Source organism: Sulfitobacter sp. W027 (assembly GCF_025143985.1).
Taxonomy (GTDB): Bacteria; Pseudomonadota; Alphaproteobacteria; order Rhodobacterales; family Rhodobacteraceae; genus Sulfitobacter.
In genome coordinates this window covers 3,264,626-3,278,684 of sequence record NZ_CP083564.1, presented here as the reverse complement: position 1 = coordinate 3,278,684, position 14,059 = coordinate 3,264,626, and the positions used below count along the sequence as shown (strand labels likewise).

Sequence of the window (14,059 nt, the reverse complement as noted above, 5' to 3'; positions counted from 1 at the left end):
CATGCATGTCGTCTTTCGCGAAAGCCACGGGTTGGAGGATACCGACACCCCCTATGATCCGGGTCAAACGCCCGCTGATCTGGTGGTGCTGTCGTTTTCCGACAGTGACCTCGGCGCTTTCGCGGCAGGCTGGCATCGCGGCGGCGGCAAGGAGGGGAAGCTGCCCTCCTTGCGGCTGTGCAACCTCGTCGCGCTGCGGCATCCTGCGTCGGTCGACAACTACATCGAACAGACGTTGACCGGGGCCAAGGGCATCCTGATCCGCCTCATCGGGGGCGAGAATTACTGGCCCTACGGCATCATGCAGGTTCAAGACTTTGCCCGCCGGAATGACATCGCACTGGCCGTGCTGCCCGCCGATGGGCGCGAAGATCCGGGGCTGGACGCGCATTCAACGCTGCCTGTCTCTACACTGCGCCGGCTTGCGCATCTATGTGACGCGGGCGGGCCGGTGGCGGCGCAGGCCGCACTGGCGCAAATGGCGCTGGCGGCGGGGTTCTATGCCGGGCCGGTGATGGGCACGAAAACGGTGCCCGATTGTGGTTATTACGACCCCGATCAAGGCGTCGTGCCTTTCGCCGATGCGGCAGGCGATACCGTCGCTGTCACCTTTTACCGCAGCTACCTGCTGGCCGCCGATACCGCGCCCGTCGACGCGCTGATCCGCGCGCTGCGTGCGGCAGGGCTGAACGCCATCGGGCTTTTCGTACCCTCCCTCAAATCCGATCCCGCGCGGCGCTTTCTGGACGATGCGCTCGCGGTGATGAACCCCGTTTCCATTGTCAACGCCACCGCCTTCTCGGGGCGCGGGGATGACGGCACCTCCCCGCTCGACGCGCCGGGCTGCCCGGTATTTCAGGTGGCCCTCTCCACCGCGCGGCGGCGTGATTGGGACGCGAGCGAGCGCGGCCTTTCGCCCGCCGATCTGGCCATGCATGTGGTGCTGCCCGAGGTGGATGGCCGCATTTTCACCGGCGTCGTCAGTTTCAAAAGCCCCGAAAAACGCGATCCCGATCTGCAATATTCCCGCTTTGCCCACCGCGCCGAGGATGCCCGCATCGCCGCCGTCGTGGCGCGTGTGCTGGGTTGGCAGCGGCTGGCCCAAACCCCTGCGGCCACGCGCAAGCTGGCGCTGGTGCTCTCGACCTATCCGGGGCGGGACGATCAACTGGCCCACGCGGTCGGGCTCGACGCGCTGGCCAGTGTCGAAGACATGCTGATGCGTCTGGCGGGCGAGGGCTATAGCGTCACGCCGCAGATCGGCTTTGGCTTTAGCCTCACCGAGCAGCGCATCTCTTGGCCGCTGGCTGATTACCATGCCGCTCTGGCCAGCCTGCCGCAAGTGCTGCGCGATGACCTTGCGCAGGCATGGGGGCAGGCTGAGGATGACCCGCTGGCTCAGGACGGCGCGTTCCACTTTGCCGCGCAAGTCTGCGGCAACGCGCTGGTCGCGCTGCAACCCGAACGCGGCGATCTGGCGGATCGCGAAGACAGCTATCACGACCTCGCCCGCACGCCGCGCCATTCCTATGTGGCGTTTTACCTATGGCTGCGCGCGCAGGGGCATCACGCGCTGGTGCACATCGGCGCGCATGGCACGCTGGAATGGCTGCCGGGCAAGGCCGTGGCCCTGTCGGACCACTGCTGGCCCGAGGCGCTGACCGGCGATCTGCCGGTGATCTATCCGTTCATCGTCAACGATCCCGGCGAAGCGGCACAGGCCAAGCGGCGCATCGGCGCGGTGACCTTAGGCCATCTGCCACCCCCGTTGAAAGACAGCGAAACGCCCGAGGGGCTGTTGCGGCTGGAACGGCTGCTCGATGAATATTCCACCGCCGATGGGCTCGACCCCGCGCGCCGCGACCGGCTGGTCGATACGATCCGCGCTGAGGCGCAGGCGGCGGGGGTCGAAGATGACCTCGGCCTCGATGCCGCCAGTTCTGCTGCCGAGGCTCTGACCCGGATCGACCGTTTTGTCTGCGACATCAAGGAAAGCCAATACGGCGACGGCCTGCATGTCTTTGGCGCGGGGGAGGGCGAATGGGATGGGCTGCTGACCGCGCTTTCGGGGCGGCGTGTCACCGCTGGCCCCTCCGGTTCGCCCTATCGCGGGCGGTCGGATGTGCTGCCCACGGGGCGCAACCTCTATGCCGTCGATCCGCGCGGCGTGCCCAGCCGGGCCGCCCATGCGCAGGGCGTGAAATTGGCCGAGGAACTGCTGCGTCGGCATCTGCAAGACAACGGCGATTGGCCGCGGGGGCTGGTGATTGATCTTTGGGGGTCGGCCACCATGCGCACGGCAGGCGAAGAGGTCGCCATGGCGATGCATCTCGCGGGTCTTGCGCCGAAATGGGACGACGGCAGTGAGCGGGTGTCGGGCTTTGAGGTACTGCCACTGACCCTGCTGGACCGTCCGCGCATTGATGTGACATTGCGCATCTCGGGCCTGTTTCGGGATGTGTTTCCGGGGCTGGGGCAGATATTTGAGGCAGGCGCCGCAGCACTGGCCGAGCGTGAAGACGCGCCGGATATGAACCCCTATCTCACCCGCACGCCGCGCGTTTTTGGCCCCAAGCCGGGCCTTTATGGGGTGAACATGGAAGTGGCGTTGCAAGACTATTCCGACGCAGGCCGCGCGGCAGCGGGGGAGGCGTGGCTGAGCGGCTCCGAATGGGCGATCAACGCCCAAGGCGAGGCGCATCAGGACCGCGCCGCGCTGGAGGCGCAGTTGCAGCGCGCCGATGGCTTTGCTCATGTGCAGGACTTGGCCGAAAGCGATATCCTGCTCGCCTCGGACTATGCCAGCCACGAAGGCGGCTTTGCCGCCGCGATGGCGCATCTCGGCGCGCAGAAACCGGCGATGTACCATCTGGACCATACCCGCGCTGGCAGCCCCCGCGCGCGGTCCATGCCCGAGGAGATCGCCCGTGTTGTGCGCGCCCGCGCCGCCAATCCCGGCTGGGCCAGCGGCATGATGCGCCACGGTTTTCGCGGCGCTGCAGAGGTGGCGGCGACGCTCGACAACCTTGCTGCCTTTGCGCATCTGACGCGCGAGGTGCCTGCGCATCTCTTCGATCTCTATTTCGACGCCACGCTGAACCGCGACGATCTGGTGGCCTTTATGGAGGCCGAGAACCCTGCCGCGCTGCAGGCCATGCGAGACCGTTTCGCCGCATTGCGCGAGGCGGGGCTCTGGGTGACGCGCCGCAACTCGATTTCAGCCGCGTTGGACGGGGTGGAGTGAGCGTAACACCCGTCATCAAGGGCTGGTGCCCCGGCGCGTTGCGCCCAATGCTGTCCGGCGACGGGCTGGTGGTCCGCCTCCGGGTGCCGCAGGGGCGGTTGACAGTAGCGCAAGCACGTGGCGTCGCAGATCTGGCGCGGCGTTATGGGAACGGGGTGATCGACCTGTCGAACCGGGCCAATCTGCAACTGCGCGGTGTTGATCCAGAGCGACATGAGGGTCTGATCGACGCGCTTCGTGCGCTGGCATTGATCGATGTAGATGAGGGGGCTGAACGGCGGCGTAACCTCATGGTGACGCCCTTTTGGCAGGCGGGTGGTGATACGGAACATTTGACCCAGCAGTTGACCGCCGCCGCTGAGAGCCACGCGCTGCCCGAAGTCTCCAACAAGTTCGGCTATGCGGTCGATGCCGGGCCACAGCCGGTCTTGCAGGCAGACCCCGCAGACATTCGCTTTGAGCGATCGGCGGAGGGGCAGCTTTTGCTCTGCGCTGAGGGGGCGGCATTGGGCAAACTGATTTCCCGCGATGCCGCCGTGACCGAGGCCATTGCATTAGCTGCATGGGTTCGCGCTCAGGGTGCCAGCCGCGCCGCACGTGCTTTGGAGGCGGGGGCGACCCTCCCTTCTGGTTTCGACCATCCCCGACAGAGCGGCCTAGGCACACCGGCGCTTGGCCACTACCCAGCGGGCGCGCTGGTTGCCTGCGCTTTTGGTCAGATGGATGCGGAAACGCTCACCGCCCTTGCCGACCTTGGCCCGCTGCGCTTGACCCCATGGCGGATGGTGCTGATCGAAGGCGCCACGGCCCTACCTGACCTGCCAGGCCTCATCACCGAGGCCGCCGATCCACTTCTGCGCGTCTTCGCCTGTACCGGCGCGCCCGGTTGCGCACAGGGCCGGGGCGAGACGCGCGAGCTGGCGCGGCACCTTGCTGCCGTGGTGCCAAAGGGGCAACGCCTGCATGTCTCCGGCTGCGCCAAAGGCTGCGCCGCGCCGCACGCCACGGACCTCACCCTGACCGCCACTGCGCCGGACCAATATGACCTCATCCGCAATGGCCGCGCCGATGCGGCCCCTGATCTGCGCGGGCTAACCCCCGCCGCCATCGCCTCTCACCTTAGAAAGTCCGCCGATGCCCCATAGCTATATCACCGACGGTGCCGAGATTTACCGCCAGTCCTTTGCCACCATCCGCGCCGAGGCGGCGCTGGCGCGTTTCACCCCGGAAGAAGAGATCGTCGCCGTGCGCATGATCCACGCCGCGGGCATGGTCGGGCTGGAGGAGCACATCCGCTTTTCCGAAGGCATGGCCGTGGCCGCGCGGGCGGCGTTGGAGGACGGTGCGCCGATTCTCTGCGATGCCTATATGGTCAGCGAAGGCATCACCCGCAAACGCCTGCCACGCGAGAATGAGGTGATCTGCACCCTGCGCGACCCGTCGGTGCCGGATTTGGCTGCGAAGATGAGCAACACCCGCTCCGCCGCTGCGCTGGAACTGTGGCGGCCGCATCTGCAAGGCGCGGTGGTGGCCATCGGCAACGCGCCCACGGCGCTGTTTCATCTGCTCAACATGCTCGAAGACCCCGAGTGCCCGCGCCCTGCGGCGATCATCGGCTGCCCGGTGGGCTTTATCGGTGCGGCGGAATCGAAAGAGGCGTTGATGCAAGATTTGCCAGTGCCCTCGATGATCGTGCAGGGGCGTTTGGGCGGCTCGGCGATCACCGTGGCGGCGGTGAACGCGCTGGCAAGCAGGGTTGAATGAAGATGGGCAAGGTTATCTGCGCGGGCCTCGGCCCCGGCGACCCGGAACTGATGAGCGTGAAATCTGACCGTGCCATTCGCGGCGCGCGGCATCTGGCGTATTTCCGCAAGAAGGGCCGTGCGGGGCAGGCGCGCCGGATCGTCGAGGGGATGCTTCGCGACGATATCGTGGAATATGCGATGGAATATCCCGTCACTACAGAATTGCGGTTTGATTCGCCTGAGTATCGCGCCCAGATGGTCGCTTTTTACGAGGAATGGGCCGACCGTTTGGAAACGCTGGCGCAAGATCACGAAGTGGTCGTGCTGTGTGAGGGCGATCCCTTCTTCTACGGCTCCTTCATGCATCTGCACACGCGGCTTCAGGGCCGCGCCGAGGTTGAGGTGCTGCCCGCGATCCCCGGCATGGTGGGCTGCTGGAACGCCCTGGATACCCCCTTCACTTGGGGCGATGACGTGATGACCGTGCTGATGGGCACTTTGCCTGAGGCCGAATTGACTGAGCATATGAAACGCGCCGATGCGCTGGTGGTGATGAAGACGGGCCGCAACCTGCCAACCGTGCGCCGGGCGCTGGCGGCGGCGGGCAAACTGGAAGATGCATGGCTGGTGGAGCGTGGCACCATGCCCGATCAGCGGGTGGCGAAACTCTCCGAGGTGGCCGATGACGATTGCCCCTATTTCGCGATCGTCTTGGTCCACGGTCAGGGCCGCAGACCGGAGGCAGACACATGAGCGGCACTCTTTATATCGCGGGCCTTGGCCCCGGTGACGCGGCACTGGTCACGCCTGAGGTAACCGAGGCGCTGGCGCAGGCCACCGATGTCATCGGCTATATCCCTTATGTTGCCCGCGTCGCCCCGCGCGAAGGACTGACGCTGCATCCCACGGACAACCGCGTGGAGTTGGACCGGGCGGAACACGCGCTGCAATTGGCTCAGGCCGGCGCGCGGGTGGTGGTGGTGTCTTCGGGTGATCCGGGCGTCTTTGCCATGGCCTCGGCGGTGTTCGAGGCGGTGGAGCGTGACCCGGCGTATGAGAGCGTCGACATCCGCGTGCTGCCCGGTATCACAGCGATGCTGGCGGCAGCAGCGCGGCTTGGTGCGCCTTTGGGTCATGATTTCTGTGCGATCAACCTCAGCGATAATCTCAAGCCCTGGACGATGGTCGAGCACCGTCTGCGCATGGCCGCGCGGGCGGATTTCGCCATGGCCTTCTACAACCCGCGCAGCAAGTCGCGCCCGCATCAATTCGCCGAAGCGCTGGAGATTCTGCGCGCCGAATGCGGGCCGGATCGGCTGATCACCTTCGCCCGCGCCGTGACCACACCCGAAGAGGCGTTCAATACCGTCACGCTGGGCGAGGCCACGCCCGAGATGGCCGATATGCGCACCGTGGTGATCGTCGGCAATTCCGGAACGCGCCGGGTCGGACGCTATGTCTATACGCCGCGCAGCGCGGTATGATGTAGCCAATGCATCACTTCGGTCACATCATTGGCGGCCACCTCGCCCGGCAGAACGGGCCGGTCGGCCAAAAGCACCGGCAGGCCGAGCGCGCGGGCTGCATCCAGCTTGGCCCGCGCGCCGGAGCCTCCGGCGTTTTTGGCGACCACATGAGTGATCGCATGGGTGCGCATCAGCGCGGTATCGCCCGCCACGTCGAACGGACCCCGCGCCAGCACGACCGTCGCCCGTGGCAGCGGCAGCGGATCGCGTGGCGGATCGACGAGGCGCAGGAGGTAGCGATGTTGCGGTTTCGCGACGAAGAGCGCCAGTTGCTGCTTGCCGATGGCCAGAAACACCCGCGCCGGGCTGTCGGGCAGGGCGGCGGGCAGATCGGTGATGTCAGGCACGAAGGTCCAGTTGTCCCCCTCCTGCGGCTCCCACGCGGGACGCTCGAACCGTACCAGCGGCAGGTCCTGTCGAGCGCAGGCGACGAAGGCATTGTTGCTCATCCCCGCGGCAAAGGGATGGGTGGCGTCGACGACATGGGTGATCGCCTCGGCTTCGAGATAGGCCACCAGCCCCGCAACGCCTCCAAAACCGCCGACACGGGTGGGCAGGGGCTGGGCCACCGGGCTGTCGGTGCGTCCGGCATAGGAAAACACCGCGTCGATCCCGGCTTTGGCCAAGGCGCGGGCCAAGGCGCTGGCTTCGGTGGTGCCACCCAAAAGAAGGACGCGCATGATGGGTGATCCTTGGCTCAGCATCATCGGAATGCCCGACGATAGCGCGGATGCCTTGCCCCCGGCAAGTCGCGCGGCACTGGCAGAGGCCGAGGTGATCTTTGGCGGGCCGCGTCATCTGGAGCGGGCAGGCGCAGGCGCGCGCGGGCGGGCTTGGCCGGTGCCTTTCTCGGTCGAGCCGGTGCTGGCCGAGCGGGGCCGGCGCGTTGCGATGCTTGTCTCAGGCGATCCCTTTTGGTTTGGCGCAGGCGGCAGCATCGTCGGTGCGCTGGACCCCAGCGAATGGCGCAGCCTGCCCGCGCCTTCGACATTCTCGCTAGTGGCCAATGCGCTTGGCTGGCGGCTGGAGGAGGTCACCTGCCACGGGCTCCACGCCGCAGCGCTGGCGCAGTTGCGCGGTGCGATGCGTCCCAAGGGGCGGATGATTTGCCTGCTGCGTGATGGGGATGCGCCCGCAGCATTGGCGCAGTTCCTCTGCGAACAGGGCGCGGGCACGGCGATGTTGCATGTGGCCGAACGGCTGGGCGGCCCCGATGCGCGGCTGCGGGCGGTGCAGGCTGACGGGTTTGATCTGACGGATGTGCAAGCACCGGTGGCCGTTGGGGTGGACCTGCCCGACGGCATCGGCCTGCCGCGCGCGCCTGGTTTGCCGGATGACAGCTTTGCCAGCGACGGGCAGATCACCAAAGCGCCGGTAAGGGCGCTGACGCTTTCGGCGCTCGCCCCCCGGCGTGGCGAGTTGCTGTGGGACATCGGCGCGGGCAGCGGCTCGGTCTCGGTTGAGTTCTGCCTCGCCGGTGGCCACGCCATCGCCTTTGAGCAGCACGCGGCAAGGGTGGAGAATATCACCCGTAACATCGCGGAGTTCGGCTTGAATGCGCGTATGCAGGCCATCTATGGCCGCGCGCCAGAGGTCTGGGCGGGGCACCCTCTGCCGGGCGTTGTCTTTGTCGGCGGCGGCGGGAACGCGGCGCTTTACGATGCCCTGCTGCCTGCGCTACCAGCGGGCACGCGGCTGGTCGCTAATGGGGTGACACTCGAAACCGAAGCGCTCTTAACGCAGCTTCACGCGGCGCATGGGGGCAGTCTCTTGCGGATCGAACTGGCGCAGGCCGCCCCGCTTGGCACAATGCGCGGCTGGCAGCCGCTGCGGCCCGTGGTACAATGGAGCGTAACACTATGAGGATGGCCGGGATCGGATTTCGGGGCGCGGCAAGCGTCGCCTCGCTGCGCGATGCGCTGGCACGGGCAAACCCCGAGGGCCTCAAGATCGACGCGCTGGTGACCGAGGCGGCAAAGGCCCGTGCGACCGTGTTTCGTGACTTTGCCCAAGAGTTGGGCGTGCCGGGGCTGGGCATCACCACCGAGGATTTGGGCCGCATGATAACCCCCACGCAATCGGCCCGGATCGAAGACCGCTTCGGCACCGGGTCACTCTCGGAAGCCGCCGCATTGGCCGCCGCCGGACCGGGAGCCGTATTGGTTGCCGAGCGCGTCGTTTCAGGCGATGCCATGGCCACAGCGGCGATTGCCGAGACGAAAGGAAAAACACCGTGACTGTACATTTTATCGGAGCGGGGCCGGGGGCGGCGGATCTTATCACCCTGCGCGGGCGCGACCTGATCGCGGCCTGCCCGGTCTGCCTCTATGCCGGATCGCTGGTGCCCGAAGCGCTGCTGAGCCACTGCCCCGAAGGCGCGCGGATCGTCAACACCGCGCGGCTGTCGCTGGACGATATCATGGAAGAGATCGCCGCCGCCGATGCCGCAGGGCATGACGTGGCGCGATTGCATTCCGGTGATCTGTCGGTCTGGTCCGCGATGGGCGAACAGCTGCGCCGCCTGCGCGAGATGGGCATCGCCTATGACGTGACGCCGGGGGTGCCGTCCTTTGCCGCTGCCGCTGCCGAGCTCGGCGCCGAACTGACCCTGCCGGGCGTGGCGCAATCGGTGATCCTGACCCGCACCTCGGGCCGCGCCACGGCGATGCCCGAGGGCGAGACGCTGGCCAATTTCGCCCGCACGGGGGCAACGCTGGCTATCCACCTGTCGGTGCATGTGCTCGATAAAGTCGTCGAAGAACTGACCCCGCATTACGGTGCCGATTGCCCTGTCGCCGTGGTCTGGCGCGCAAGCTGGCCCGATCAGCGCATCGTCAAAGCGACGCTTTCAACCCTGCGCACCGAGGTCGGCGAAGAAATGGCCCGCACGGCGCTGATCCTCGTGGGCCATGCCCTCGGCGCTGAGGATTTCGGCGAAAGCCGCCTTTACGCCGCTGATTATGACCGTCGTTTCCGCCCCGTCGGGGCTGAGCCGCGCTTTCCGGAGACCTCTTCATGATCCCCCCCGGCCTGCTGATCTCTGCCCCCGCTTCCGGCACCGGTAAGACGACCTTGATGCTCGGCCTGCTGGCCGCGCTGCGTGCCGAAGGTGTCGCGGTGCAACCGTTCAAAAGCGGCCCCGATTACATCGACCCGGCCTTTCACGCGGCGGCCTCGGGTCGGGCGTCTTTCAACCTCGACAGTTGGTCGATGGACCGCGCGCGGATCGAAGGGCTTGTGGGCAATGCCGATGGCGCTGAATTGATCCTCGGCGAAGGATCGATGGGGCTGTTTGACGGTGTGGCCAAGCCCGGCGCCTGTGGCAATGGCGCCAGCGCCGATGTTGCGGCGCTGATGGGCTGGCCGGTAGTGCTGGTGCTCGACGTGTCGGGTGCGGCGCAGTCGGTGGCGGCGACGGCGCTTGGCTTTCGCGAGATGCGGCCCGATGTAGAATTGGCAGGCGTGGTCCTGAACCGCGTCGCCTCCCCCCGGCATGAGACCTTGGTCCACGCTGGCATGGAGGCTGTGGGCATCAAGGTTTTCGGTGCTCTGCCGCGCCGCGTCGAGATTGAAATGCCCGAGCGTCACCTCGGGCTGGTGCAGGCGGGAGAGCAGGAAAACCTGCCCGATCTGTTGGGGCAGGCGGCAGCCTTCGTCGCGGCCCATGTCGATATCCCGGCGCTTCGGGCCGCCGCGCGGGGCACCTTGCAGAACCCGCCCGCGCCCGCACAGATCACCCCGCCCGGACAGCGCATCGCGCTGGCGCAGGACAACGCCTTTGCCTTTGTCTATCCGCATTTGCTGGCCGGATGGCGCGCGGCGGGGGCGGAGATTCTGCCCTTTTCTCCGCTGGCGGATCAGGCACCGGACGACAGCGCCGACTGCTGCTGGCTACCCGGCGGCTATCCTGAACTCCACGCCGGCAAACTCGCCGCCGCTGCGCATTTCCGCAAAGGGCTGCGCGACTTCGCCGAGACGCGCCCCGTGCACGGCGAATGCGGGGGCTATATGGCGATGGGCGCAGGCATCATCGACAAAGAAGGCACGCGGCATGAGATGGCGGGGCTTCTGGGGCTGGAGACGTCCTTCGCCAAGCGCAAGATGCATCTGGGCTACCGTCAGGCCGATCTTAACGCGCCGATCCCCGGCCATTCCGCGCGGGCCGAATTGCGCGGCCATGAGTTCCACTATGCCACGATCCTTGCCGAGCCCGACGCCCCGCTGGCCCGCATTACCGACGCCAACGACCTTGAGGTGCCCGAAACCGGCTCGGTACGCGAGTTCGCGGGCGGCGGACGCGCCACGGGGACCTTCTTTCACATGATTGCGGCGCTGTGATGGGGGGCTTTGTTTCCTTTGTCTCCTCCGGTCCCGGCGATCCGGAACTGCTGACCGTCAAAGCGGTGTCGCGGTTGCAGGCGGCTGATGTGGTGTTGTTTGATGACCTGAGCGCGGGCCCGATTTTGGAACATGCGCGGCCCGATGCGGACTTGATCGGCGTCGGCAAACGGGCCGGACGTGCTTCGCCCAAGCAAGACCATGTGAGCCGGGTCTTGGTCGATCATGCTCAGGCCGGGTTGAACGTTGTACGGTTGAAGTCCGGCGACAGCGGCATGTTTGGGCGGCTGGAAGAAGAAATTATCGCGCTGCGGGCAGCGGATATTCCTTTCGAGATCGTACCGGGTGTCACCGCTGCCTCTGCCGCCGCCGCGACGGCAGGTATCCCGCTGACCCGACGTATGACCGCGCGGCGGGTCCAGTTTATCACCGGCGCAGATGTGACGGGTGAGCTGCCGAGCGACGTAAACATGGCCGCTCTGGCCGATCCGATGGCGACCACGGTTGTCTATATGGGCAAACGTACCTTTGCGGGCCTCGCTGCGCGATTGATTGAGCACGGGCTGCCCGGCACCACGCCCGCGCTTTTGGCGGAGGCTGTTTCGACCCCGGCGGAAAAGGTGCAGCGGTTCACCATTGAGACCTTGGCGCGCCATCTGGAGAGTGCCAGCAGCACCACGCCCGCGTTGATCTTCTACGGGCCGTTGGCAGAGTTTGAGGCGTGAAGGCTTTCGTCTGCACCTCCTGCACCGCCGATGGCGGCTTTCTGGATGTGGTCCGCGCCGGATTGTCTGATGTGGAGGTCGAGGGCATCGACTGTATGTCAGGTTGCTCCCGGGCGCAGACGGTTGCCTTTCGCGCGCCGGGCAAGGTGGCCTATCTGTTTGGCGAGATCACCGAAGCGGACATGGATGACCTGCGCCGTTTCGTGACGCTCTATGCCGCCTCTGTTGATGGGAAATTCCCCGATGCGCGGGTGCTGGGCGGGCTGCGTTTGAAGGCAATCGCGAGGATACCGGGATGACTGATCTGGAACTGACATTGATCGGCATCGGCACCGGCAACCCTGAGCATCTGACGCTACAGGCGATCCGGGCGATGAACGCGCAAGACCTGATCTTGATCCCGCAAAAGGGCGCGGGCAAGGATGATCTGGCGGGTCTGCGGCGCAGCATCTGCGACGAGCTGCTGACCAATGAAGCAGTGCAGATCGTCGGCTTCGATCTGCCCGTGCGCGACCCCGCGATCGAAGATTACCGCGCCCGCGTCGACCATTGGCATGACGCGATTGCAGATGCATGGCGCGCGGCAATGGCACAGCACCCAACGGCGCGGCGGGTGGCGCTGCTGGTTTGGGGGGATCCGTCGCTCTATGACAGCACCCTGCGGATTGCCGCGCGGCTAAAGCCTGCACCCCGTATGACGGTGATCCCCGGCATCACCTCGCTGCAAGGGCTGACAGCGTCGCATGCGATCCCGCTGAATGAAATCGGTGCGCCCTTCTTGGTGACCACCGGGCGGCAGCTGCGCGACCACGGCTGGCCCGAGGGGGTCGATACGTTGGTGATCATGCTTGATGGGGATTGCGCTTTTCAGACGCTGGACCCTGCGGGCGTGTCGATCTGGTGGGGCGCCTATGTCGGCATGGCCGAAGAGATCATCCGTCATGGCCCGCTGGCTGACGTCACCGAAGACATTATCGCCACACGCGCAGCGGCGCGGGCGGCGCATGGCTGGATCATGGACATCTATCTGCTGCGCCGGAATTAAGGCTCAGGTATTCGGATCAACCTTGCCGCGCATCGCCTTGACCTCGCCGCGTACCTTCTTGGCCTTAAGACGGCGTTTCTTCGATCCCAGCGTCGGGCGGGTCGCGATGCGGCGTTTTGGCGGGGTCAGGGCGGTGCGGATCAGCTCGGCCAGCCGCTCGCGCACCAACTCGCGGTTGCGCGCCTGACTGCGGGTTTCATCACATTGCAATACCAGCGCGCCTTCGGTGGTCCAGCGCCGCCCGGCCAGACGGCGCAGGCGGTTCTTGACCGGCTGCGGCAGCGATGGCGAGGTGGCGGCCTCGAACCGCAATTCCACCGCCGAGGAGACCTTGTTCACATTCTGCCCACCGGGGCCGGAGGCGCGCATGAAGCTCTCGGTCAACTCCCAGTCTTGGATAGCGATGTTATCGTTAATGTGCAGCATATGCTCTCCTTAACCCGCAACATGCCAGTCTGCGCCTTAAGGGTGAAGGGGGAATGCGAAATGGGCCGCCCCTTGCGGAACGGCCCAATCGAATGGTTTCAGGAGGGGGATCTCGGTTAGACCGATGTCCACCAGGTGGTTGCAGTGCTAGGGGCTGCCCTAGCGCGAAACCTCACTGGCTGTTCCGACACCTCGCTCCAATACCTTTCTTGACACTGGATCACCTCCTTTTCATTTGTTGAACTCACCCTGAGCGTTGCACAGGATTTCAAATTCACAAAGCGCTTTGTTTGAAGGTGAGGCGGCAAGGGGGAGGCTGTCCCCTTGCGTTGGTGTCAGGGGCGGGTCGCCAGCCGGGCAGTGAGCAGCCGGAAAGGGATCAGCGCAACGAGTGCGATGGCCAGTTTCACCGACCAATCCGCCACGGCAAGCGAGACCCAGAGCGGCGCGAGGGGGCCGGCTCCTAGCAGGGGCAGCACTTCGCCCGCCCATGCCACATCGGTGGCCGTATGGATGAACGACAGGCTGGCCGAGAACGCGATGGAGAAGAACAGCGCCGTATCAATCGCGCTGCTGATCAGTGTGCTAACCAAAGGCGCGCGCCACCATGCGCCGTCGCGGAAGCGGTTGAAGATCGTCACGTCAAGCAGTTGCGCGACCAGGAAGGCCGTGCCTGAGGCGACGGCAATGCGAACGGTTACCAGCGGGCCAAATTCACCCATGATCTGGGTGCCAATCAGCGAGCAGATCAAGCCGACGACAAAACCCACCAGCACGACCCGGCGGGCGGCGGAGGCCCCGTAAAGGCGGTTCATCACATCGGTGACGAGAAACGCCAGCGGATAGGTGAAAGCGCCCCAGGTCAGCCATTGGCCAAAGAGGAACTGAACAAGGATATTCGAGGCCACGACGATGGCAGCCATGGCAAGGATGCCGGGGAGATAGGTGCGTGTCATATATGAACCGTTTTGTGCAAGGGTGCGGCGACTTGGCCTGCGGGGATCGCAGAC

15 protein-coding genes are annotated in these 14,059 nt (G+C 65.9%); 12 read left to right on the top strand and 3 right to left on the bottom strand.

Annotation, left to right across the window (positions count from 1 at the left end):
• Position 1 precedes the first annotated feature (1 nt).
• From cobN to cobJ, 5 genes are read left to right on the top strand one after another with little or no spacing between them, the layout of a single operon-like run.
• Complete coding sequence (gene cobN / locus K3759_RS16125; protein ID WP_259983325.1) at positions 2–3,244, top strand: cobaltochelatase subunit CobN; 3,243 nt, start codon at positions 2–4, stop codon at positions 3,242–3,244.
• Positions 3,241–4,389 carry a precorrin-3B synthase gene (gene cobG / locus K3759_RS16120; RefSeq protein WP_259983323.1) on the top strand — a complete coding sequence of 383 codons (1,149 nt, stop codon included), beginning with the start codon at positions 3,241–3,243 and terminating at the stop codon, positions 4,387–4,389. The genes cobN and cobG overlap by 4 nt, the downstream gene beginning before the upstream one ends.
• Positions 4,379–5,008 carry a precorrin-8X methylmutase gene (locus K3759_RS16115; protein ID WP_259983322.1) on the top strand — a complete coding sequence of 210 codons (630 nt, stop codon included), beginning with the start codon at positions 4,379–4,381 and terminating at the stop codon, positions 5,006–5,008. The genes cobG and K3759_RS16115 overlap by 11 nt, the downstream gene beginning before the upstream one ends.
• 2 nt (positions 5,009–5,010) lie before the next feature.
• On the top strand, positions 5,011–5,742 hold the full coding sequence (locus tag K3759_RS16110; RefSeq protein ID WP_259985667.1) for a precorrin-2 C(20)-methyltransferase: 732 nt from the start codon (positions 5,011–5,013) through the stop codon (positions 5,740–5,742).
• Positions 5,739–6,473, top strand: coding sequence for a precorrin-3B C(17)-methyltransferase (gene cobJ / locus K3759_RS16105; RefSeq protein WP_259983320.1), 735 nt, complete (start codon positions 5,739–5,741; stop codon positions 6,471–6,473). The genes K3759_RS16110 and cobJ overlap by 4 nt, the downstream gene beginning before the upstream one ends.
• Here cobJ and K3759_RS16100 read toward each other — a convergent pair.
• Positions 6,449–7,198: a cobalt-precorrin-6A reductase gene (locus tag K3759_RS16100; RefSeq protein ID WP_259985665.1), complete on the bottom strand. Its 750-nt coding sequence runs from the start codon at positions 7,196–7,198 to the stop codon at positions 6,449–6,451. The genes cobJ and K3759_RS16100 overlap by 25 nt on opposite strands.
• Between K3759_RS16100 and K3759_RS16095 the strand changes: the two genes are divergently transcribed.
• Genes K3759_RS16095 through cobF form a run of 7 tightly spaced genes read left to right on the top strand, consistent with a single transcriptional unit; the run spans position 7,197 to position 12,623 of the window.
• Positions 7,197–8,378, top strand: a complete 1,182-nt coding sequence (locus tag K3759_RS16095) for a bifunctional cobalt-precorrin-7 (C(5))-methyltransferase CbiE/decarboxylating cobalt-precorrin-6B (C(15))-methyltransferase CbiT (RefSeq protein WP_259985663.1) — start codon at positions 7,197–7,199, stop codon at positions 8,376–8,378. The genes K3759_RS16100 and K3759_RS16095 overlap by 2 nt on opposite strands.
• Positions 8,375–8,752 (top strand): cobalamin biosynthesis protein, encoded by a 378-nt coding sequence (locus K3759_RS16090; RefSeq protein WP_067940166.1) that lies wholly within the window; start codon positions 8,375–8,377, stop codon positions 8,750–8,752. The genes K3759_RS16095 and K3759_RS16090 overlap by 4 nt, the downstream gene beginning before the upstream one ends.
• Positions 8,749–9,534 (top strand): precorrin-4 C(11)-methyltransferase, encoded by a 786-nt coding sequence (gene cobM, locus K3759_RS16085; RefSeq protein ID WP_259983318.1) that lies wholly within the window; start codon positions 8,749–8,751, stop codon positions 9,532–9,534. The genes K3759_RS16090 and cobM overlap by 4 nt, the downstream gene beginning before the upstream one ends.
• Positions 9,531–10,853, top strand: a complete 1,323-nt coding sequence (locus tag K3759_RS16080) for a cobyrinate a,c-diamide synthase (RefSeq protein WP_259983316.1) — start codon at positions 9,531–9,533, stop codon at positions 10,851–10,853. Before cobM ends, K3759_RS16080 begins: the two co-directional genes overlap by 4 nt.
• Positions 10,853–11,578 carry a uroporphyrinogen-III C-methyltransferase gene (gene cobA, locus K3759_RS16075; protein WP_259983314.1) on the top strand — a complete coding sequence of 242 codons (726 nt, stop codon included), beginning with the start codon at positions 10,853–10,855 and terminating at the stop codon, positions 11,576–11,578. The genes K3759_RS16080 and cobA overlap by 1 nt, the downstream gene beginning before the upstream one ends.
• Positions 11,575–11,877 (top strand): DUF1636 domain-containing protein, encoded by a 303-nt coding sequence (locus K3759_RS16070; RefSeq protein WP_259983311.1) that lies wholly within the window; start codon positions 11,575–11,577, stop codon positions 11,875–11,877. The genes cobA and K3759_RS16070 overlap by 4 nt, the downstream gene beginning before the upstream one ends.
• Positions 11,874–12,623, top strand: a complete 750-nt coding sequence (cobF, locus tag K3759_RS16065) for a precorrin-6A synthase (deacetylating) (RefSeq protein ID WP_259983309.1) — start codon at positions 11,874–11,876, stop codon at positions 12,621–12,623. Before K3759_RS16070 ends, cobF begins: the two co-directional genes overlap by 4 nt.
• A gap of 3 nt (positions 12,624–12,626) precedes the next feature.
• Here the strand turns inward: cobF and arfB are convergent, their stop codons facing one another.
• Both arfB and K3759_RS16055 read right to left on the bottom strand, forming a co-directional pair.
• Positions 12,627–13,049, bottom strand: coding sequence for an alternative ribosome rescue aminoacyl-tRNA hydrolase ArfB (gene arfB / locus K3759_RS16060; protein WP_120352031.1), 423 nt, complete (start codon positions 13,047–13,049; stop codon positions 12,627–12,629).
• Positions 13,050–13,384: 335 nt separating this feature from the next.
• The gene (locus K3759_RS16055) at positions 13,385–14,005 is read right to left on the bottom strand and encodes a queuosine precursor transporter (RefSeq protein WP_259983307.1); all 621 of its coding nucleotides are present in this window, start codon (positions 14,003–14,005) and stop codon (positions 13,385–13,387) included.
• Positions 14,006–14,059: the final 54 nt, after the last annotated feature.